The organism is Janthinobacterium sp. LPB2021202312-11-4, assembly GCF_037049705.1.
In the GTDB taxonomy this organism is placed as follows: Bacteria; Pseudomonadota; Gammaproteobacteria; order Pseudomonadales; family Pseudomonadaceae; genus Aquipseudomonas.
In genome coordinates this window covers 344,656-366,071 of the sequence record NZ_JBAGKV010000001.1, presented here as the reverse complement: position 1 = coordinate 366,071, position 21,416 = coordinate 344,656, and the positions used below count along the sequence as shown (strand labels likewise).

At 59.1% G+C, this 21,416-nt stretch carries 19 protein-coding genes; 15 read left to right on the top strand and 4 right to left on the bottom strand.

Going from position 1 to position 21,416, the window contains the following annotated elements:
* Window positions 1-51 precede the first annotated feature (51 nt).
* Entirely contained in the window at window positions 52-1,419 is a 1,368-nt protein-coding gene (locus V5E99_RS01645) for a CYTH domain-containing protein (protein ID WP_499800430.1), read from the bottom strand.
* Window positions 1,420-1,576: 157 nt separating this feature from the next.
* Here V5E99_RS01645 and argE point away from each other — a divergent pair, with 157 nt between their 5' ends.
* Together argE and argA are read left to right on the top strand one after the other, a co-directional pair.
* Window positions 1,577-2,746, top strand: a complete 1,170-nt coding sequence (gene argE / locus V5E99_RS01640; RefSeq protein ID WP_499800429.1) for an acetylornithine deacetylase — start codon at window positions 1,577-1,579, stop codon at window positions 2,744-2,746.
* Window positions 2,747-2,984: 238 nt separating this feature from the next.
* Window positions 2,985-4,283 carry an amino-acid N-acetyltransferase gene (argA, locus tag V5E99_RS01635; protein WP_499800428.1) on the top strand — a complete coding sequence of 433 codons (1,299 nt, stop codon included), beginning with the start codon at window positions 2,985-2,987 and terminating at the stop codon, window positions 4,281-4,283.
* A gap of 115 nt (window positions 4,284-4,398) precedes the next feature.
* Here the strand turns inward: argA and tauA are convergent, their stop codons facing one another.
* The gene (tauA, locus tag V5E99_RS01630; RefSeq protein WP_499800427.1) at window positions 4,399-5,385 is read right to left on the bottom strand and encodes a taurine ABC transporter substrate-binding protein; all 987 of its coding nucleotides are present in this window, start codon (window positions 5,383-5,385) and stop codon (window positions 4,399-4,401) included.
* 367 nt (window positions 5,386-5,752) lie between these two features.
* Between tauA and V5E99_RS01625 the strand changes: the two genes are divergently transcribed.
* From V5E99_RS01625 to V5E99_RS01590, 8 genes are all read left to right on the top strand, one after another.
* Window positions 5,753-7,102: an OprD family porin gene (locus V5E99_RS01625; protein WP_499800425.1), complete on the top strand. Its 1,350-nt coding sequence runs from the start codon at window positions 5,753-5,755 to the stop codon at window positions 7,100-7,102.
* 298 nt (window positions 7,103-7,400) lie between these two features.
* Entirely contained in the window at window positions 7,401-8,039 is a 639-nt protein-coding gene (locus V5E99_RS01620) for a peroxiredoxin (RefSeq protein ID WP_499800423.1), read from the top strand.
* Window positions 8,040-8,324: 285 nt separating this feature from the next.
* The gene (gene ssuE / locus V5E99_RS01615; RefSeq protein ID WP_499800421.1) at window positions 8,325-8,918 is read left to right on the top strand and encodes an NADPH-dependent FMN reductase; all 594 of its coding nucleotides are present in this window, start codon (window positions 8,325-8,327) and stop codon (window positions 8,916-8,918) included.
* Between the two features lie 101 nt (window positions 8,919-9,019).
* Entirely contained in the window at window positions 9,020-9,985 is a 966-nt protein-coding gene (locus V5E99_RS01610) for a sulfonate ABC transporter substrate-binding protein (RefSeq protein ID WP_499800419.1), read from the top strand.
* 25 nt (window positions 9,986-10,010) lie between these two features.
* Entirely contained in the window at window positions 10,011-11,159 is a 1,149-nt protein-coding gene (ssuD, locus tag V5E99_RS01605; RefSeq protein ID WP_499800418.1) for an FMNH2-dependent alkanesulfonate monooxygenase, read from the top strand.
* A gap of 9 nt (window positions 11,160-11,168) precedes the next feature.
* Complete coding sequence (gene ssuC / locus V5E99_RS01600; RefSeq protein WP_499800416.1) at window positions 11,169-11,951, top strand: aliphatic sulfonate ABC transporter permease SsuC; 783 nt, start codon at window positions 11,169-11,171, stop codon at window positions 11,949-11,951.
* Entirely contained in the window at window positions 11,948-12,754 is an 807-nt protein-coding gene (ssuB, locus tag V5E99_RS01595) for an aliphatic sulfonates ABC transporter ATP-binding protein (protein ID WP_499800414.1), read from the top strand. The genes ssuC and ssuB overlap by 4 nt, the downstream gene beginning before the upstream one ends.
* A gap of 34 nt (window positions 12,755-12,788) precedes the next feature.
* Window positions 12,789-13,004, top strand: coding sequence for a TOBE domain-containing protein (locus V5E99_RS01590; RefSeq protein WP_003229256.1), 216 nt, complete (start codon window positions 12,789-12,791; stop codon window positions 13,002-13,004).
* A gap of 134 nt (window positions 13,005-13,138) precedes the next feature.
* Here V5E99_RS01590 and V5E99_RS01585 read toward each other — a convergent pair whose 3' ends face one another.
* Entirely contained in the window at window positions 13,139-13,774 is a 636-nt protein-coding gene (locus V5E99_RS01585) for a TetR/AcrR family transcriptional regulator (RefSeq protein WP_499800412.1), read from the bottom strand.
* A 221-nt stretch (window positions 13,775-13,995) separates the two neighbouring features.
* The gene (locus V5E99_RS01580; protein ID WP_499800411.1) at window positions 13,996-15,372 is read right to left on the bottom strand and encodes a glutamine synthetase family protein; all 1,377 of its coding nucleotides are present in this window, start codon (window positions 15,370-15,372) and stop codon (window positions 13,996-13,998) included.
* Window positions 15,373-15,650: 278 nt separating this feature from the next.
* On the opposite strand from V5E99_RS01580, the gene V5E99_RS01575 reads away from it, so the two are divergent.
* The 5 genes from V5E99_RS01575 to V5E99_RS01555 all read left to right on the top strand — a co-directional run bounded on the left by V5E99_RS01575 (window position 15,651) and on the right by V5E99_RS01555 (window position 21,410).
* Window positions 15,651-16,031 (top strand): gamma-glutamyl-gamma-aminobutyrate hydrolase family protein, encoded by a 381-nt coding sequence (locus V5E99_RS01575; protein ID WP_499800409.1) that lies wholly within the window; start codon window positions 15,651-15,653, stop codon window positions 16,029-16,031.
* 36 nt (window positions 16,032-16,067) lie between these two features.
* Window positions 16,068-17,426, top strand: a complete 1,359-nt coding sequence (locus V5E99_RS01570; RefSeq protein ID WP_499800407.1) for a glutamine synthetase family protein — start codon at window positions 16,068-16,070, stop codon at window positions 17,424-17,426.
* A gap of 56 nt (window positions 17,427-17,482) precedes the next feature.
* Window positions 17,483-18,847, top strand: a complete 1,365-nt coding sequence (locus V5E99_RS01565; protein ID WP_499800405.1) for an aspartate aminotransferase family protein — start codon at window positions 17,483-17,485, stop codon at window positions 18,845-18,847.
* A 167-nt stretch (window positions 18,848-19,014) separates the two neighbouring features.
* Entirely contained in the window at window positions 19,015-20,124 is a 1,110-nt protein-coding gene (locus V5E99_RS01560) for a polyamine ABC transporter substrate-binding protein (RefSeq protein ID WP_499800403.1), read from the top strand.
* Window positions 20,125-20,312: 188 nt separating this feature from the next.
* Window positions 20,313-21,410 carry a polyamine ABC transporter substrate-binding protein gene (locus V5E99_RS01555; RefSeq protein ID WP_499800402.1) on the top strand — a complete coding sequence of 366 codons (1,098 nt, stop codon included), beginning with the start codon at window positions 20,313-20,315 and terminating at the stop codon, window positions 21,408-21,410.
* Window positions 21,411-21,416 lie beyond the last annotated feature (6 nt).

Below are 21,416 nucleotides of genomic sequence, written 5' to 3'. Positions count from 1 at the left end.
GGAATGTGTACACCCGTAGGAGCTGCCGAAGGCTGCGATCTTTTGGTGGTATTACATACGCAACAACATTTTCCAGGCACGGTTCTGATACACGGCAATCGCCTGCTGCTTACGCGCATCCAGGCTTTCGTCGGTGATCGGCTCGTTGGCCAGTTGCGCCAGTTTGTTCAGCTCGCCATACAGGCGATCCATTTCCGGAATGTCCAGCACACCACGGGCATGGTGCATCCAGGCCTGGATGCGTTCGATGCGCGGCAGTTGCTCGGCCAAGTCTTCTGGCTGTTGCTGATAACGCTGCAATTGCAGGGACGTGGCTTCCTCGCCCAGCAGGCGCGGCAACCAGTTGGCCAATTGTGCAGCGCCTTGACGATTGCCACGCACGTTACGATCGGCCGCCCAGGTGCGCGCCAACAACCAGCGCGACGTGTTCAGCGAGAACAAGCCCCAGCGCGGATCTTCCAGTTCTTCGAGGAACTGCTCCGGCGCAGCTTTACGCACGTCTTCGTCGTCCAGGCCGGCCTGAACCAGTGGACGCCAGTCTTCCAGCAAGGCGTCGAGGGCCACGCGCAGATCGTGAGTCGACTGACGCGGTGCGGCTTGACCGAGGCTGCTGAGCAGTGCGCGCAGTTCACCGAGGTTTTCGACCCAGTCCTGCAGCAAACGCCAGTGGCCATTGAAGCGATACTGCTCAGCCAGACGCTGGCTGCTGCCGAGCAAATGCCAGCTCAGGGCGGCGAACGCGTCGTCCAGCGGCATTTCGGCGGTGATCTGCGGCGCCGGCAGGCTCAGGGAGTAGCTGTTGGCGTCGTACAAACGATAACCGCGCTCGGCCTTGCTGATGTCACACGGCATCAGGGGCAGGGTCGCGGCCAGTTCGGCGGCCAGTTCCAGCAGCGCGGCAGGTTCGCCTTCGCGCAATTCCAGTTCCAGTTCGCAGATTTCTTCTTTCTGCTTGCCGACCACCACGTGACCGAAGTCCAGCGCCGCTTCGATGACCACTTTGGTCTTGCCACGGCCCCAGGCGATTTCCGCGCGTTCACGCACGAAATCGGTGGTGAAGATTGCTTTCAGGGTTTTCTTGTCCAGCTCGGCCAGTTCTTCAGGCCAGCATTCGCCGTCAAGTTTTTTCACGTCGAGCTTGGCTTTGGGCAGGTTCCAGTCGTACTCGTTACGCTCGGACAGACCGGCGATGCTCTGGCCGCGAGTCTTGAGGGTCTGGATGACTTCTTCGCCGTCCTTGCGCAGGCGCAGGGCAACCTTGGCGCGGGCCAGGTCGCGCTCTGGCGTGTCGAAGTATTGGTTCATCAACTCACGGCGTTCCCAGCCACTTTTGTTGCGTTTTTTCAGGAGCGGGTGCTCGCGCAGGGCGGCGAGGGTTTCGCGGCTGACGCGGAGTTTGATTTCGGTTTCTTTCTGCATGGCCGGAAAATCCAGGATCGGGAGCGCAGCCGGGGGAATGTGTGGCTGCCAAGGTCGTGCAGTGTACAGGACTGGACGTTCCTACGTGCCTTGGCGGTTTATTCCTGTCGCAGGATGGTTCTATGATGGGCTTCACATCGGGAGTTGGGAGTCAGCGATGCCTTTGCCGTCCATGAAAGATCAGTTCGCTGCGCTGATCGCCGCACCGTCCGTCAGCTGTACCCAGCCGAGCCTGGATCAAACCAATCGCCCCGTCATCGATTTGCTGGCGACCTGGCTCGGTGATTTGGGTTTTGCCTGCGATATTCAGCAGGTCAGCCCCGGCAAATTCAACTTGCTCGCCAGTTTTGGTTCCGGCCCCGGTGGCCTGGTGCTGGCCGGGCACAGCGACACCGTGCCGTTCGATGGCGCGTTGTGGCAGACCGATCCGTTGAAACTGACGGAAGTCGACGGCCGCTGGGTCGGCCTCGGCAGTTGTGACATGAAGGGCTTTTTCGCCCTGGCCATCGAAGCGGTCATCCCGTTGCTCGACCAACCGTTCAAGCAACCATTGATGATCCTCGCCACTTGCGATGAAGAAAGCTCCATGTCCGGGGCTCGGGCCTTGGCCGCCGCCGGGCGTCCGTTGGGGCGGGCGGCGGTGATTGGCGAGCCGACCGGCCTCAAGCCGATCCGCCTGCACAAAGGCGTGATGATGGAGCGTATCGATATTCTCGGGCGCAGCGGCCATTCCTCCGACCCGAGCCTGGGCCACAGCGCTCTCGAAGCCATGCACGATGCCATCGGCGAACTGCGCGGCTTGCGTCTGTCGTGGCAGCGCGAATTCCGTAATCCACAGTTTGGCGTGCCGACGCCGACCATGAACTTCGGCTGCATCCACGGCGGCGACAATCCCAACCGCATCTGCGGCCAATGCTCGCTGGAATTCGACCTGCGACCGTTGCCGGGCATGGACCCGAATGCCCTGCGCGCCGCGATTTTGCAGAAGCTCAATCCGATTGCCGAACGGCATCAGGTGAAGATCGATTACGCGCCGCTGTTCCCGGAAGTGCCGCCGTTCGAGCAAGCCGAAGACGCAGAATTGGTCCGGGTCGCGGAAAAGCTCACCGGCCATCGTGCCGAAGCAGTAGCGTTCGGCACCGAAGCGCCTTATCTTCAGCGTCTTGGCTGCGAAACACTGGTCCTCGGCCCGGGCGACATCGCCTGCGCTCACCAACCGGGGGAATACCTCGAAATGTCACGTTTGCAGCCTACCGTGCATCTATTACGACAACTGATTGAACATTACTGCCTGACGCCGGCCCAAACCACGATGCCCGTGGGTTGAAATACAACCCCCGTAGGAGCTGCCGAAGGCTGCGATCTTTTGATCCTGATCTGAAAAACAAGATCAAAAGATCGCAGCCTTCGGCAGCTCCTACGGGGTGTAAATTGCCGGTGTCCAAAACCGTACTTATGAGGAGAGCTCGCGTGTCGCCAAGCCTGTTCCGACGATAACCACCAGCCCGTTGTGCGTTTCCAGTTTCGCCCATTTTTTGGCTGCTATTTATTACAGGCCCAGGTTCATGCCCGACTACGTTAATTGGCTTCGTCACGCGTCCCCTTACATCAACGCCCACCGCGATTGCACCTTCGTCGTCATGCTGCCCGGCGACGGCGTGGAGCATCCGAACTTCGGCAATATCGTCCACGACCTGGTGCTGTTGCACAGCCTGGGCGTGCGACTGGTGCTGGTTCACGGTTCCCGTCCGCAAATCGAAACCCGTCTCGCCGCTCGCGGCCTGATCCCGCATTACCACCACGGCATGCGCATCACCGATGCCGCGACCCTGGAGTGCGTGATCGATGCGGTCGGCCAACTGCGCATCGCCATCGAAGCGCGGCTGTCCATGGACATGGCCTCGTCGCCGATGCAGGGCTCGCGCTTGCGCGTGGCCAGCGGCAACCTGGTGACGGCGCGGCCGATCGGCGTGCTCGAAGGCGTCGACTATCATCACACTGGCGAAGTGCGTCGGGTCGACCGCAAGGGCATCAACCGGTTGCTGGACGAGCGCTCCATCGTGCTGCTGTCGCCGCTGGGTTACTCGCCGACCGGTGAAATCTTCAACCTCGCCTGTGAAGACGTCGCCACCCGCGCGGCCATCGACCTGGGCGCGGACAAACTGCTGCTGTTCGGCGCCGACCTCGGCTTGATCGATGAACACGGTCGTCTGGTTCGCGAGTTGCGTCCGCAACAAGTCCCGGCGCATCTGCAACGCCTGGGCAGCAACTATCAGGCCGAGCTATTGGATGCAGCGGCGGAAGCCTGCCGTGGCGGCGTGGCCCGCAGCCATATCGTCAGCTACGCCGAGGACGGTGCGCTGCTGACCGAGCTGTTCACCCGTGGCGGTGGCGGTACGCTGGTGGCCCAGGAGCAATTCGAACTGGTGCGCGAAGCGGCGATTGAAGACGTCGGCGGTTTGCTGGACTTGATCAGCCCGCTGGAAGAGCAGGGGATTCTGGTACGGCGTTCGCGGGAAGTGCTGGAGCGCGAGATCGAGCAGTTCAGCGTGGTCGAGCGCGAAGGGATGATCATTGCGTGTGCGGCGCTGTATCAGATTGCCGATTCGGATGCCGGGGAACTGGCCTGTCTGGCGGTGAACCCGGAGTATCGCCATGGCGGTCGCGGCGATGAATTGCTCGAGCGCATTGAAACCCGCGCCCGGGCGCTGGGGCTGAAAACCTTGTTCGTGCTGACGACCCGGACCGCTCACTGGTTCCGCGAGCGCGGCTTCGAGCCAAGCAGCGTCGAGCGCCTGCCGTCGGCGCGGGCGTCGCTGTACAACTATCAGCGTAATTCGAAGATCTTCGAAAAAACCCTCTGACCCCATCGCCCCCGTAGGAGCTGCCGAAGGCTGCGATCTTTTGATTTTGGCGATTATGAAATCGCAAGAAGATCAAAAGATCGCAGCCTTCGGCAGCTCCTACGAGGGGGTGTGTTTATTCCTGTACGAACTTCGCGCTCACATACGGCGAGTAATCCGGCAGCACTGTTTCTACCTTGCCTTGCTCCTTCAAGAACTTCGCCGTTTCACCAATCGCCTTGGCCGTGCCGCCATCCAGCAGCGCGGTGCCTTGTTGCGCCTTGGCGTCCGGGAAGGTTGAGCCGGCCAGCAACTCCGGCACATCGGCGGCATTGGCACCGGTCAGTTTGGCGATTTTCTGCACAGGCACAGAATCGGCCGTCCAGCTGTCTTTATGGGCGGCATAGTCGGCGAACGAGTCCAGGGTGACCTTGGCGAATCGGGCCACCACGTCTGGATGCTTCTCGGCGTAATCCTTGCGGGCGACCCAGACCTCAAAGGTCGGCGCACCCCATTGGCCAACCTGTGCGGCGTCGGTCAACGTCTTGCCAGTCTTGCGAATTTCCCCCAGGGCCGGCGACCAGACAAACGCACCATCGATGTCACCACGCTTCCAGGCGGCGGCGATTTCTGCCGGTTGCAGGTTGACCACTTTGACTTGCGAGGTGTTCAGGCCCCAATGCTTCAAGGCGCCGAGCAGGCTGTAATGGGAGGTCGAAACGAAAGGCGTGGCGATGGTTTTACCGATCAGATCTTCCGGTTTATTGATGCCGCTGCCGTTGCGCACCACCAAGGCTTCGGCGGCGTTGATTTGCGCGGAAACAATGAACGCCACGATCGGCAGGTTGCGCGAGGCGGCTGCGGCCAGTGGGCTGGAACCCAGGTTGCCGATCTGCACGTCGCCGGAAGCAATGGCGGTTACTACTTCCGGACCACTATTAAAACGACGCCAGTCAATTTTCTGGCCGAGGGTTTTCTCGTACAGTCCATCGGCTTGCGGGACTTTGCTTGGGTCGATACCGGTTTGATAGCCCACGGTGAGGTTGGCGGCTTGGGCGCCACAGGAAATTAATATCGATATACAAACTGTAACAATTTGACTGGATAGTGCGCGTTTGGCCATGATGGCGTCGCCTTTTCGATAGGGATTGACGTATGGAAGATGCGTCAAAGCTAATCGATCTAAAAAAAGGCTAATAAATACCATTTAGTAATTAGCTTATGAGCCGATACCTGATGTCCCGGCTCGGTTTTGCAGTGATGAGCTATATTCCATTGCGGTATGAAAAAGAATGAAATAATTCTTTTTGGGTTTATGAGAAATTCATTACCCTGCAGGGACCAAATCACTGTGGTTAGACCTTGGTCGTAGACACACAAGGTTACGATTGACTTGTCAGTCACGGTCTGGCGCTAATCGCGCATCTTAGGATTCAGGGCATTCGACCCCGGACCAGGAACACAAGAATTAGAAACGAGAGGAGCGAAACATGAATAAGTCCACCTTGGCCCTGGCTGTGGCCGTAGGGGTTTTGGCGCAGCAGGCAGGCGCCGCCGGTTTTATCGAAGACAGCAAGGCTACCTTGGGTCTGCGTAACTTCTACATCAACAACGATAACCGTGACAGCGCTGCTGGCTCGGCTGCCAACCAAAAGGCTGGCGTTCAGAGCAAAAACGAAGAATGGGGCCAAGGCTTTGACCTGCGCTTCATCTCCGGCTACACCCAAGGCACTGTTGGCTTTGGTGTTGATGCCATCGGCCTGTTGGGCATCAAGCTGGATTCGGGCGGCGGCACCAACGGCGCTACCGCTACTTCTTACGGCGGCACGGTTTTCCCAAGCAAGTCCAACGGCGAAGCGGTTGATGACTTCTCCAGCCTGGGCCTGACTGCCAAAGCCAAGATCTCCAAGACCGAACTGAAGCTGGGTACCTTGCAGCCTAAGAACCCGGTTATCGTGACCAACGACGGTCGTCTGCTGCCGCAGACCTGGCAGGGTGGCCAGATCACTTCCAACGACATCACAGACTTGACGTTGGTTGGCGGTAAGATCGAACAGGTTAAAGGTCGTAACTCCAGCAACAACGAGCAACTGTCGATCTCGGGTGCCAACAGCCCTACTTCGACCGGTCGCGACAGCAACAACTTCATCTATGCCGGCGGCGACTACAAGATCACCAAAGATCTGACCGCTCAGTACTACTACGGCAAGCTGGAAGACTTCTACAAACAGAACTTCCTGGGCCTGGTGCACAACTGGTCCATCGGTCCTGGCGTCCTGAAATCTGACTTGCGTTACTTCAACAGCAAGGACGACGGTGCCAACGGCAACGACAAGAACTACTTCACCACCGGTTACTACGGCGGCACGGTCACCAAGGGTAAAGTCGACAACAACCTGTACAGCGGCCTGTTCCTGTACTCGGTTGCCGGTCACACCTTCGGTGGCGGTTACCAGGTCAGCAATGGCGACAGCGACTTCCCGTGGCTGAACCAGGGTGACGGCTCGTCGAACGGCACCATCACCGACATGCAGATCCAGAAGTTCGGCCGTGCCGGCGAACGTACCTGGCAAGGTCGCTACTCGTTTGACTTCGCCAAGGTTGGCCTGCCAGGCGCGACTGCCGGCATCGTCTACCTGCGTGGCGATAACATTGATAACGCTGCCGGTGACAAGACCGAGTGGGAACGCGACCTGACCCTGGCTTACGTTGTGCCAGAAGGTACGTTGAAAAACCTGGGCTTCATGTGGAAAAACGCCATGTGGCGTAACAACATCCCAGGCCAGCGCGACCAAGACGAAAACCGTCTGATCGTCAGCTACTCGATCCCGCTGTTGTAACAGCGCGCTCTTGTAAGCCTGCGTTAAAAAAAGCCCCGCCCGGCACCTCGCCGGGCGGGGCTTTTGCGTTTCAGAGCAGAGTCACCCCCGTAATCCCGCCCCGAAACATTCCCTCTTTTGCAGCAACTCAAGGCCTTCTCGAACCTTGTGGGCGATGTTCGTCCCGATGGCTGCAGAGGTCCAGTGAACAGATGTTTAATATTCTTTTGTGATCTAAATAAATCGATATTTATTCTTTTTAATATCTAGGAAACGCAGGCACAGTTGAGCTCATCAAGCACTCACCAGGAGCAGCACCATGAGCCTCAGACTTGGCGACATCGCCCCCGACTTTGAACAGGATTCCAGCGCCGGCACCATCCGTTTCCACGAATGGCTGGGCGATAGCTGGGGCGTGCTGTTTTCCCATCCGGCGGACTTTACCCCGGTGTGCACCACCGAACTGGGCTTTACCGCCAAGCTCAAGGACGAATTCGCCCAGCGCGGCGTCAAAGCCATCGCCCTGTCCGTGGACCCGGTGGACTCGCACCACAAGTGGATCGAGGACATCAACGAAACCCAGAACACAATCGTCAACTTCCCGATCCTGGCTGACGCCGATCGCAAGGTTTCTGACCTGTACGACCTGATTCACCCGAACGCCAGCGACACCCTCACCGTGCGCTCGCTGTTCGTGATCGACCCGAACAAGAAGGTGCGGCTGACCATCACTTACCCGGCCAGCACCGGTCGCAACTTCCATGAAATCCTGCGGGTGATCGACTCGCTGCAACTCACCGACAACTACAAAGTGGCCACTCCGGCCAACTGGCAGGACGGTGATGAAGTGGTGATCGTGCCGTCGCTCAAGGACGAAGACGAAATCAAGAAGCGCTTTCCCAAAGGTTATCGCGCGGTGAAACCGTACCTGCGCCTGACGCCGCAGCCGAATCGTTGAAGATCAAAAGATCGCAGCTTGGGGCGGCTCCTACATGGATTGACGTACACCCGTAGGAGCTGCCGAAGGCTGCGATCTTTTTCAGGCATCCACAAAGCAGGGGATTTCAGGCCGTTTTTAACGGCCTATTTTTTTGTCCGGGAAAAGATGATTCACATAGATCTGTAAGGAATAACTAAATGAATAAATATGATTTATGGATATATAAATCACCTGTTAAGGTCACTTCCATCGAAGCGAGATCGCGCACTGCGAATCGCCAACACCGTTCAAGGAATCGCCTGAATGCTGGTCGTCTCACTCGGTGGCAGCCCTAGCCAACGCTCTCGTTCCGGGGTGTTGCTGGAGCGTTCTCAACGCTGGTTGCAGGAACAAGGTGTGGAAGTAGTGAGTTACCAGGTACGGGACTTCCCGGCCGAAGACTTGCTGCACGCACGCTTCGACAGCCCGAAGGTGATCGACCTGTTGCAACAGATTGCCAACGCCGATGGGCTGTTGATCGCCACGCCGGTCTACAAAGCGTCGTTCTCCGGCGCCTTGAAAACCGTGCTGGATCTGCTGCCCGAACGCGCCCTGGCCCACAAAGTGGTATTGCCAATGGCCACCGGCGGCAGCATCGCCCACATGCTGGCGGTGGATTACGCGCTCAAACCGGTGCTCTCGGCATTGAAAGCCCAGGAAATGCTCCACGGGATTTTCGCCGTGGACAGCCAGATCGCTTATGGCGAAGGCAGTGCCCAGGCGCAATTGGCGCCGGAGCTGGAACAACGACTGAATGAATCCCTGGAGCTGTTTTTCAGCGCCATGGCGCGACGGCCGAAGCCGATCGATCCGAACCTGCTAAACGAACGTTTATTGAGTGCACGCTGGAGCATTTAAGCCGGCACTTGAGCCACACCTGAATTTGAAGTCCTCACCTTACTCAGCCGCTAACGGCCAAGCAGGTGCAGCCAAAACCCAACAGCAAATAGGAGAGCGCTATGCGCACTGTCATTTTGCGTCGTGGTCTGGTCGCTCTGTTTGTGGCGGCTGTGTCCTTCGGCGTTATTTCTCAAGCACAAGCCGAGACACTGCGAATCGGTTATCAAAAGTACGGCACCCTGGTGCTGCTCAAGGCCAAAGGCACGCTGGAAAAACGCCTCGCCGCCCAAGGCGTGGATGTGCAATGGACTGAGTTCCCTGGCGGGCCGCAGTTGCTGGAAGGCCTGAACGTCGGCTCCATCGACTTCGGCGTCACCGGCGAAACCCCGCCCGTGTTTGCCCAGGCGGCCGGCGCCGATCTGCTCTACGTCGCCTACGAACCGCCAGCGCCCCACAGCGAAGCGATCCTGGTGCCGAAGGACTCACCGATCAAATCGGTGCAGGACCTCAAAGGCAAGAAAGTCGTCCTGAACAAAGGCTCCAACGTTCACTACCTGCTGGTCCGCGCGCTGGAAGACACCGGCCTCAAGTACACCGACATCCAGACCGTATTCCTGCCACCCGCCGATGCCCGCGCCGCGTTCGAGCGCGGCAGTGTCGATGCCTGGGTCATTTGGGACCCGTACCAGGCCGCTGCCGAACAGCAACTGCAAGCACGCACCCTGCGTGATGGCCAAGGCATCGTCGACAACCATCAGTTCTACCTGGCGACCAAGCCTTACGCACAGAAAAATCCCGAGGTGATCAAGACCCTCGTTGAAGAAGTGCGCGCCGTCGGCGAGTGGTCCAAGGCCAACCCGGACGACGTGACCAAACAAGTGTCGCCACTGCTTGGCCTGTCGCCGGAGATCACCCTGACGTCGGTGAAACGCCAGGGCTACGGCGCGTTGTTCCTGACCCCGGAAGTGGTCGCCGCCCAACAGAAAATCGCCGACAGCTTCTACCAGCTCAAGCTGATTCCCAAGCCCCTGAGCATCAAAGACGTGATCTGGACACCACCGGCAGCCGTTGCCAACGCGCAGTAATTCGAATTCCCAAGGAGACCACTCCATGAGCCTCAATATTTTCTGGTTCCTGCCTACCCACGGCGACGGCCATTACCTTGGCACCGCCGAAGGCGCTCGCGCCGTTGACCACGGTTACCTGCAACAGATCGCCCAAGCGGCGGATCGCCTGGGCTTCGGCGGGGTGTTGATCCCCACCGGTCGCTCCTGCGAAGACTCGTGGCTGGTGGCTGCGTCGCTGATTCCGGTGACCCAGCGTTTGAAATTCCTCGTCGCCCTGCGCCCCGGGATCATTTCCCCGACGGTGGCGGCGCGGCAAGCGGCGACCCTGGATCGCTTGTCCGGCGGTCGTGCGTTGTTCAATTTGGTCACCGGTGGCGATCCCGATGAATTGGCCGGCGACGGTTTGTTCCTCAGCCACGAGGAGCGCTATCAAGCCTCGGTAGAGTTCACCCGCATCTGGCGCCGGGTGCTGGAAGGCGAAACCGTCGATTACGACGGTCAGCACATCAGCGTGAAAGGCGCGAAGTTGCTCTATCCGCCGATCCAGCAACCGCGTCCGCCGCTGTACTTCGGCGGTTCGTCGGAAGCGGCGCAGGATTTGGCCGCTGAACAGGTCGAGATGGTGCTGACCTGGGGCGAACCGCCGGCCGCTGTCGCCGAGAAGATTGAACAAGTGCGCGCCAAAGCGGCGAAGCTCGGGCGTACCGTGCGTTTCGGCATTCGCTTGCATGTGATCGTTCGTGAAACCAACGAAGAGGCATGGGCCGCAGCGGATCGGCTGATCTCCCACGTGGACGACGAGACCATCGCCCGGGCCCAGGCGTCCCTGTCGCGTTTCGATTCGGTCGGCCAGCAACGCATGGCCGCACTGCACGGTGGCAGTCGCGACAACCTGGAAGTCAGCCCGAACCTGTGGGCCGGTGTCGGCCTGGTGCGTGGCGGTGCCGGTACGGCGCTGGTGGGCGACGGTCCGACCGTGGCCGCGCGCATGAAGGAATACGCCGACCTGGGCATCGACACGTTCATCTTCTCCGGTTATCCACACCTGGAAGAGGCGTATCGCGTCGCCGAGTTGCTGTTCCCGCACATTGATGTGCAGCGCCCGGAACTGCCGCAAGGCGCCAACTACGTCAGCCCGTTTGGCGAGATGGTGGCCAACGACATCCTTCCCAAAGCCGCGTCCCAGAGCTGAGGCGCTGCCATGAAAAGAATTATCCACAACCTCGCACCGTGGGCGTTGCCGGTGTTGCTGCTGGCGGTGTGGCAGTTGTCGGTGTCGGCGGGCTGGTTGTCGACACGGATTCTGCCGGCGCCCATCGCGGTGATCGAAGCCGGCGTCAGCCTGGTACGCAGCGGTGAAATCTGGACTCACCTGGCCATCAGCGGCTGGCGTGCAGCGCTGGGTTTCACCATTGGCGGCGGCATCGGTCTGGCGTTGGGTTTCATCACCGGTCTGTCGAAGTGGGGCGAACGCCTGCTCGACAGTTCGGTGCAGATGATCCGCAACGTGCCGCATCTGGCGCTGATTCCGCTGGTGATCCTGTGGTTTGGCATCGATGAGTCGGCGAAGATTTTCCTGGTGGCGCTGGGCACGCTGTTCCCGATCTACCTCAATACCTATCACGGCATCCGCAACGTCGATCCGGCGCTGGTGGAGATGGCGCGCAGTTATGGCTTGTCCGGCTTCAGCCTGTTCCGTCAGGTGATCCTGCCGGGCGCGTTGCCGTCGATTCTGGTCGGTGTGCGGTTTGCCCTGGGATTCATGTGGCTGACGCTGATCGTGGCCGAAACCATTTCCGCCAGCTCCGGCATTGGCTACCTGGCGATGAATGCCCGGGAGTTCTTGCAGACCGACGTGGTCGTGCTGGCGATTCTGTTGTACGCGGTGCTCGGCAAACTGGCCGACCTCGCGGCCCGTGGGCTTGAGCGTGTCTGGCTGCGCTGGCATCCGGCCTATCAAGTGAACAAGGGAGGTGCCGCATGACGGCTCAACAACCTCCACGCCTGCTGCGCGGGATTCCGCTGGCAGTGCGCAAGCTGCAAAAGACCTTTGGTTCGCGGCAAGTGCTGCGGGGAATCGATCTGCACATTCCGGCCGGGCAGTTCGTTGCCGTGGTCGGTCGCAGCGGCTGTGGAAAAAGCACCTTGCTGCGCTTGCTGGCCGGTCTCGACCAACCCACGGGCGGCGAATTGCTCGCCGGTTCTGCGCCGCTGAGTGAGGCCCGGGAAGACACGCTACTGATGTTCCAGGAAGCGCGCCTGCTGCCGTGGAAAAAGGTGATCGACAACGTCGGCCTCGGGCTCAAGGGCAACTGGCGGCCGCAAGCCCTGGAAGCACTGGAGTCGGTGGGGCTGGCGGATCGCGCCAATGAGTGGCCAGCCGCGTTATCCGGTGGGCAGAAGCAACGTGTGGCCCTGGCCCGCGCGCTCATCCATCAACCGCGCTTGCTGTTGTTGGACGAGCCTTTGGGCGCGCTGGATGCCCTGACCCGAATTGAAATGCAGCAACTGATCGAACGGCTCTGGCAAAAGCACGGTTTCACCGTGTTGCTGGTGACCCACGACGTCAGTGAAGCGGTAGCGATTGCCGACCGGGTGATCCTGATCGAAGAGGGCGAAGTCGGCCTCGACCTGTTGGTGGAACTGCCGCGCCCCCGGGTTCGTGGCTCCCATCGGCTGGCGGCGCTGGAAACCGAAGTCCTCAACCGCGTGCTGTCTCTGCCGGGCGAACCGCCGGAACCGGAACCTGTTTCACCATTGCCTACGCAACTGCGTTGGGCGCAATAACTTACGCCTCACCTCAACTGACAGGAATCAAATCATGACTATTAAAGCCATCAACGTTCGTAACCAGTTCAAAGGCTCGATCAAGGAAATCGTGCTGGGTGACGTGCTGTCGGAAATCGACGTTCAGACCGCGTCCGGCATCGTCACTTCGGTGATCACTACCCGTTCGGTGAAGGAGCTGGAATTGGTGGTCGGCAGCGAAGTGATCGCCTTTGTGAAATCCACCGAGGTGTCGATCGCCAAGTTGTAAGCGTGGGCATTGCGAACAACTCCGGAGGGTGTGAGCCCTTTGGGGGTTTTTTTGAAGATCAAAAGATCGCAGCCTTCGGCAGCTCCTACAGGGGAATGCGTACCCCCGTAGGAGCTGCCGAAGGCTGCGATCTTTTAAAGCACGACGCGTTTGGGCAGATACGGCGGCAGATAAAGCCCCAGATACGCATCAAACACCCGCATCCCTTCTTCGGCCATGCGCGATGTGATTTGCCCATGCAACTGAATCGAGCGCGCATACACTCGGTCCCCCAGCTCCATGGCCAAGGCAAACACATCCACATCGGTCGGCAACCTCGGCAGTTCGAAATGATGATCGAACAGCTTGTGCATCAGGTCGCCGAGTTCGATGTCGTGCTGGCGGTCGGCCTGGGTGACTTCAGTCAATCCGTGCTGGGCGAGGATCAGTTGGCGGGCGGCGGCGTCTTCGTCGTAGATGTCGAGCATGCGTTGTTCCACCAGCCGCGACAGGTCACGCCAGCCGTTGAGGGCCGCGTGGTCGATCGGCGCTTGCAGGCAGGCACGGAACGCGGCGTGGACGTCGGCGGTCAGGGCTTCGAGCAGGGCCGGGACGCTGGCGAAGAAGTGGTAGACCGAGGACGGCGGAATTTCCGCACGCTCGGCGACGCTGTAGATCGACAGGCTGGCCACGCCCTCGGCGGCCAGCAGCGTGCGGGCGGCATCGAGGATCGAATCGATCCGCGCCTGGCTGCGTGCGCGGGGTTTGCGGATGGGGGCGGGGCGGGTCATTGGCGTCTCCTGCGGGGCAGGGGGGCATTGTACGAGCAGGGTTTGATGTTGTCTTGTAGGACGCCTTCGCGGGCAAGCCTCGCTCCTACGGGTCATGCGCCAATTTGAAAATGGCGCACAACCCGTAGGAGCGAGGCTTGCCCGCGAACCGCCGAAGGCGGCCATAAAAAAAACGCCGTCAGCTTTATCAGCTGACGGCGTTTCTTTTTTACTGCACCCGCTTAAACGGTATGCAGGTACCAGTTGTACTCAAGGTCGGAGATGGAGTGTTCAAACTCTTCCAGCTCGCTTTCCTTACAGGCCACAAAGATATCGATGTATTTCGGATCGATGTACTTGGCCATGACTTCGCTGTCGTCCAGCTCACGCAATGCATCGCGCAGGTTGTTCGGCAGGCTTTGCTCGTTCTGCTCGTAGGAGTTGCCTTCCACGGGCGCGCCCGGCTCGATCTTGTTGGTCAGGCCGTGGTGCACGCCTGCCAGAACCGAGGCCATCAGCAGGTACGGGTTGGCATCGGCACCGGCAACGCGGTGTTCGATACGCACGGCATCGGACGAGCCGGTCGGGACGCGAATCGCCACGGTACGGTTGTCCAGGCCCCAGCACGGCGAGTTCGGCACGTAGAACTGTGCGCCGAAACGGCGGTAGGAGTTGACGTTCGGGCAGAGGAACGCCATCTGCGCCGGTAGGGTCTCGAGCACACCGCCGATCGCGTGACGCAGTGCGGCGTTCTGCTCGGGATCCTCGCTGGCAAAAATGTTTTTGCCTTCTTTATCAAGAATCGAGATGTGGACGTGCAGCCCGTTACCCGCCTGGCCTGGGTAAGGCTTGGCCATGAAGGTGGTGTCCATTTCATGGTCGTAGGCGATGTTCTTGATCAGGCGCTTGAGCAGTACCGCGTAGTCGCAGGCCTTGATCGGGTCGGCCACGTGGTGCAGGTTCACTTCGAACTGCGCCGGGGCACTTTCCTTGACGATGGCGTCGGCCGGGATGCCTTGCTCTTTGGCACCTTCCAGAATGTCCTGGAGGCAATCGACGTATTCGTCGAGGTCGTCGATCAGGTAGACCTGTGTCGAATGCGGGCGTTTGCCGGAGATCGGCGAGCGCGGCGGTTGTGGGCGACCGTTCACGTTCTCCTGGTCGATCAGGTAGAACTCCAGTTCGAACGCGGCGCAGATCGTCAGACCCAGGTCGTCGAACTTGGTCACGACTTGTCGCAAGACTTCGCGAGGATCGGCGAAGAAAGGTTCACCTTCGATTTCGTGCATGGTCATTAACAGTTGCGCGGTAGGGCGCTTCTGCCAAGGCTCATTGCACAGGGTGTCGGGGATTGGATAGCAGATTCGGTCAGCATCGCCGATGTCCAGACCCAGGCCGGTGCTTTCCACCGTCGAGCCATTGATATCCAGAGCAAATAGAGAGGCCGGCAGGTTGATGCCTTTCTCGTAAACCTTGTGGAGGCTGGTGCGTTCAATGCGCTTGCCGCGCACCACACCATTCATATCCGCAATCAGAAGGTCAACGTACAGAACCTCAGGATGTTCCTTAAGGAACGCGTTCGCTTCGTTAAGCTGAACGGCACGCGGGGGTACCGACATGATGCAACACCTTTGTTGTTAAAAATATCAATCATTGATCTCTTCGGGTTTCAGTCAACCCGAACGGCATGCCGAAGTCAAGCGAGGCCTTTTTTGCCCTAAAAAAGCGCTCGCAGGGCTTTTTTGAGGCACTTTGGGGCGTTTTTATGCCATTGGACGCTTTGGCGCCCGCGGGCTTGAGCGGGCCGTGTTGTATTTTTTACGGGGGTGTTGTGTAAAAAAATGAACAAGGCTAAGCTCGATTCAAACCCATAACAGCAATAATACCGGGGTGCTTCATGTCTCGCCTGCCGTTAATCGGCGTCACCGTCTGCTCTAGCCAGATCGGTCTGCATGCTTATCACATCAGTGGCGACAATTACGTACATGCCATGGCATCCATTGCCAAAGGCCTGCCGTTGAATCATTTGTCCCCGGCGGAATCGCTGGCCCCGTCCGATATTCTGGACGGTCTGGACCGCATTCTCTTTACCGGCTCTGCATCCAATATAGAACCGTTTTCCCTTGGCAGCCCAGCCAATACGCCGGGCCCTGCTCATGATTCTGCACGCACAACTACTCTATCGTTGAGCCTTTCCAGGGTGGCGACGGGTATTTGTGCCCGGCGATTGCAGTGGCAATCTGTATCACGCGGCGCCGACGCGTCAAACAACGCCTGACTTATAAGAGTCAGGAAACTCAGCCTAGAGGCATTTATGAGTAACAACCTCGACCAGCTCACCGATTGGTTGAAAGACCACAAGATCACAGAAGTCGAATGCATGATCGCCGACTTGACCGGGATCACCCGGGGCAAGATTTCGCCGACCAACAAGTTCATTGCCGAAAAAGGCATGCGCCTGCCCGAGAGCGTTCTGTTACAGACCGTGACCGGCGACTATGTCGAAGACGACATCTATTACGAACTGCTCGACCCGGCCGACATCGACATGATCTGCCGCCCCGACCAGAACGCGGTGTTCCTGGTGCCGTGGGCCATCGAGCCCACCGCCCAGGTCATCCACGACACCTACGACAAGCAGGGCAACCCGATCGAGCTGTCGCCGCGCAACGTGCTCAAGAAGGTTCTGAAGCTCTATTCTGACAAGGGCTGGCAGCCCATCGTGGCGCCGGAAATGGAGTTTTACCTGACCAAGCGCAGCGACGATCCGGACTATCCGTTGCAACCGCCAATTGGCCGTTCCGGCCGCCCGGAAATCGGTCGCCAGTCGTTCTCGATTGAAGCGGCGAACGAATTCGACCCGTTGTTCGAAGACGTCTACGACTGGTGCGAATTGCAGGAGCTGGACCTCGACACGCTGATCCACGAGGACGGCACGGCGCAGATGGAAATCAACTTCCGTCACGGCGATGCCCTGTCCCTGGCCGACCAGATCCTGGTGTTCAAGCGCACCATGCGCGAAGCCGCGCTCAAGCATGACGTGGCCGCGACCTTCATGGCCAAGCCCATGACCGGCGAGCCGGGCAGTGCGATGCACTTGCACCAGAGCATCATCGACATCGAAACCGGCAAGAACGTCTTCTCTAATGAAGACGGGACCATGAGCCAGTTGTTCCTGCACCACATCGGTGGCCTGCAGAAACTCATTCCGGAATTGCTCCCGCTGTTCGCGCCGAACGTGAACTCGTTCCGCCGCTTCCTGCCGGACACTTCGGCACCGGTGAACGTGGAGTGGGGCGAAGAGAACCGTACCGTGGGCCTGCGCGTGCCGGATGCCGGCCCGCAAAACCGTCGGGTGGAAAACCGCCTGCCGGGCGCCGACGCCAACCCGTACCTGGCGATTGCCGCGAGCCTGCTCTGCGGTTATGTCGGCATGGTCGAAGGCTTGAACCCGAGTGCGCCGGTAGTGGGGCGCGGCTATGAACGCCGCAACCTGCGCCTGCCGCTGACCATCGAAGACGCGCTGGAACGGATGGAAAATAGCGCGACCATCGAGAAATACCTGGGCAAGAAATTCATCACTGGCTACGTCGCGGTCAAGCGGGCCGAGCATGAAAACTTCAAGCGCGTCATCAGTTCGTGGGAGCGGGAATTCCTGCTGTTCGCCGTCTGATGCGCCGGGCGTCGCTGCTTCTGGCGGCGCTTTAACCCATAACAAGGAGAATTCGCATGACCAGCAATAACCCGCAAACCCGTGAATGGCAGGCCCTGAGCAACGATCATCACCTGGCCCCGTTCAGCGACTTCAAACAACTCAAAGAGAAAGGCCCGCGCATTATCACCAGCGCCAAGGGCGTTTACCTTTGGGACAGCGAAGGCAACAAGATCCTCGACGGCATGGCCGGCCTGTGGTGCGTAGCGATTGGTTACGGTCGCGATGAACTGGCCGACGCCGCCAGCAAGCAAATGCGCGAGCTGCCTTATTACAACCTGTTCTTCCAGACCGCTCACCCGCCTGTGCTGGAGCTGGCCAAAGCAATCGCCGACATCGCGCCGCAAGGCATGAACCACGTGTTCTTCACCGGTTCCGGCTCCGAAGGCAACGACACCATGCTGCGTATGGTTCGCCACTATTGGGCGATCAAAGGCCAGCCGAACAAGAAAGTCATCATCAGCCGCAAGAACGGTTATCACGGTTCCACCGTGGCTGGCGCGAGCCTGGGCGGCATGACTTATATGCACGAACAAGGCGACTTGCCGATCCCGGGCATCGTCCACATCGCCCAGCCGTACTGGTTCGGTGAAGGTGGCGACATGAGCCCGGAGGAGTTCGGTATCTGGGCCGCCAATCAACTGGAAGAGAAAATTCTGGAAATCGGCGTGGACAACGTCGGTGCCTTTATTGCCGAGCCGATCCAGGGTGCCGGTGGCGTGATCGTTCCGCCTGACAGCTACTGGCCGCGCATCAAGGAAATCCTCGCCAAGTACGACATCCTGTTCGTGGCGGACGAAGTGATCTGCGGTTTCGGCCGTACCGGTGAGTGGTTCGGTACCGATTACTACGACCTCAAGCCCGACATGATGACCATCGCCAAAGGCCTGACCTCCGGCTACATCCCGATGGGTGGCCTGATTGTGCGTGATGAAGTAGTGGCCGTGCTCAACGAGGGCGGCGATTTCAACCACGGTTTCACCTACTCCGGGCACCCGGTAGCCGCTGCGGTGGCCCTGGAAAATATCCGCATTCTGCGCGAAGAAAAAATTATCGAGCGCGTTCACGCAGAAACGGCACCTTATTTGCAAAAGCGTCTACGGGAACTGAACGATCACCCGTTGGTGGGGGAAGTGCGCGGCGTAGGCATGTTGGGGGCCATCGAACTGGTCCAGGACAAGGCCACGCGCAAACGTTACGAAGGCAAGGGCGTGGGCATGATTTGCCGCACCTTCTGCTTCGACAACGGCCTGATCATGCGCGCCGTGGGCGACACCATGATCATCTCGCCGCCGCTGGTGATTACCAAGGCCGAGATCGATGAGTTGGTGACCAAGGCACGCAAGTGTCTGGACCTGACCCTGAGTGCATTGCAGGCCTAAGTGCTAGGCTCTGGGCGGGGTGCGAAGACGGCACTTCGCCCGGTGCAAACAAAGGATGGGTCTTTCCTTGAAAGCCTGCCTTGTAACTTGCCAGACTACCGGTTGTTCGGATGCCCAGTAACAGGCCGCTGAGCACGTGGTTAAAAAGAAAAATTGGAGCATTACCCATGAAGGCATTAGGTATGAAGATAGCTGGCAAGACCCTCCTCGCCATGTCCCTGATGGGCGTGATGGCGGGTGCAGTACAGGCCGATGACAAGGTGCTGCACATCTACAACTGGTCCGATTACATCGCACCGGACACCATCGCGAACTTCGAGAAAGAGTCCGGGATCAAGGTGGTTTACGACGTTTTCGACAGTAACGAAACCCTGGAAGCCAAGTTGCTGGCAGGCAAGTCCGGCTACGACGTGGTCGTGCCGTCGAACAACTTCCTTGCCAAGCAAATCAAGGCCGGTGTTTACCAGGAGCTGGATAAGTCCAAGCTGTCCAACTACGGCAACCTGAACAAGTCGCTGCTTAAAGCGGTTTCGATCAGCGACCCGGACAACAAACACGCCTTCCCGTACATGTGGGGCTCGATCGGCATCGGTTACAACCCGGAGAAGGTCAAGGCTGCGCTGGGCGTCGACACCATCGATTCCTGGGACATTCTGTTCAAGCCTGAAAACATCGCCAAGCTCAAGAGCTGCGGTGTGAGCTTCCTCGATTCGCCGACCGAAATGCTCCCGGTCGCGCTGCACTACCTGGGCCTGCCTACCGACAGCCAGAAGAAAGAAGACATCAAGAAAGCTGAAGACCTGTTCCTCAAGATTCGTCCTTCGGTCACCTACTTCCACTCCTCCAAGTACATTTCCGACCTGGCCAACGGCAACATCTGCGTAGCCGTCGGTTACTCGGGTGACGTGCAACAAGCCAAGTCCCGTGCTGCCGAAGCCGGTGACAAGGTCAAAGTCAGCTACGCCATTCCGAAAGAAGGCGCTGGCAGCTTCTACGACATGGTCGCGATTCCGAAAGACGCGGAAAACGTCGACGGTGCCTACAAGTTCATGAACTACCTGTTGCAGCCGAAAGTGATGGCCGACATCACCAACGCCGTGCGTTTCCCTAACGGCAACGCCGAAGCCACCCAGTACGTGAACAAGGAAATCACCTCGGACCCGGGCATCTACCCGTCCGCCGAAGTGCAGGCCAAGCTGTATGCGATCGCTGATTTGCCAGCGGCCACCCAGCGTGACCTGACCCGTAGCTGGACCAAGATCAAATCCGGTAAATAAGCCGGTTTGAAGCGACAACCTGTTGCCGCCGCCTGCGCGGTGGCGGCAACAGGAACAATTAAATGACAGAAAGTTTTGCTGGAATGGTTTATCGAGGGTAAGTTGCGCGCCGGTTTTGTTGCCAGGCAGCCATGGCTGTCATGTAACGCGGGGCAACTTGGGCCCAACTAATTTTAGAGGACCTCCACTTGCCTATTTTTTCTTTGTTGCGCAATGCCTTGCTGGTCGGCGCCGGGCTGACGATTGCCGTCAGTGTCCAGGCTGCCCCCACGGTGCATATTTATAACTGGTCGGATTACATCGCCCCGAACACCCTGGCCGACTTCCAGAAAGCCACCGGCATCAAACCGGTGTACGACGTGTTCGATTCCAACGAAACCCTGGAAGGCAAGTTGCTGGCCGGGCGTACCGGGTATGACGTGGTCGTGCCGTCCAACCACTTCCTCGGCAAGCAGATCAAGGCTGGCGCGTTTCAGAAACTCGATCGCTCGCAACTGACCAACTACGCCAACCTAGACCCGGTGCTGCTCAAGCGTCTGGAACAGAATGACCCGGGCAACCAGTACGCCGTGCCGTACCTGTGGGGCACCAACGGCATCGGTTACAACGTCGACAAAATCAAAGAAGTGCTCGGCGTCGACAAGATCGACTCCTGGAGCGTGCTGTTCGAGCCGGAAAACATCAAGAAACTGCACAGCTGCGGCGTCGCGTTCCTCGATTCCGCCGATGAAATGATGCCGACGGTCCTCAACTACATGGGCCTGAACGCCAACAGCACCAACCCCGAAGACTACAAAAAGGCCGAAGCCAAGTTGCTCGCGGTGCGGCCTTACGTGACCTACTTCCATTCGTCCAAGTACATCTCGGACCTGGCCAACGGCGACATCTGCATCGCGATCGGTTTCTCCGGTGACATGTTCCAGGCCCGTAACCGCGCCGCCGAAGCCGGCAAAGGCGTGAACGTGGCGTACACCATTCCGAAAGAGGGCGGTGCGCTGTGGTTCGACATGCTGGCCATTCCGAAGGACTCGGCCAACGTCAAGGAAGCCCACGCCTTCATCAACTACTTGCTCAAATCCGAAGTAATTGCCCAGGTCAGTGATTCTGTCGGCTATGCCAACCCGAACCCCGGGTCGGACAAGTTGATGGAGCAGTCGATCCGCACCGACGCGTCGGTTTATCCGCCGCAAGCGGTCCTCGACAAGACCTACGTGTCGGTCGAGTTACCACCGAACATTCAACGTTTGATGACCCGCAGCTGGACCAAGGTCAAGTCGGGTAAATAGCTTCAA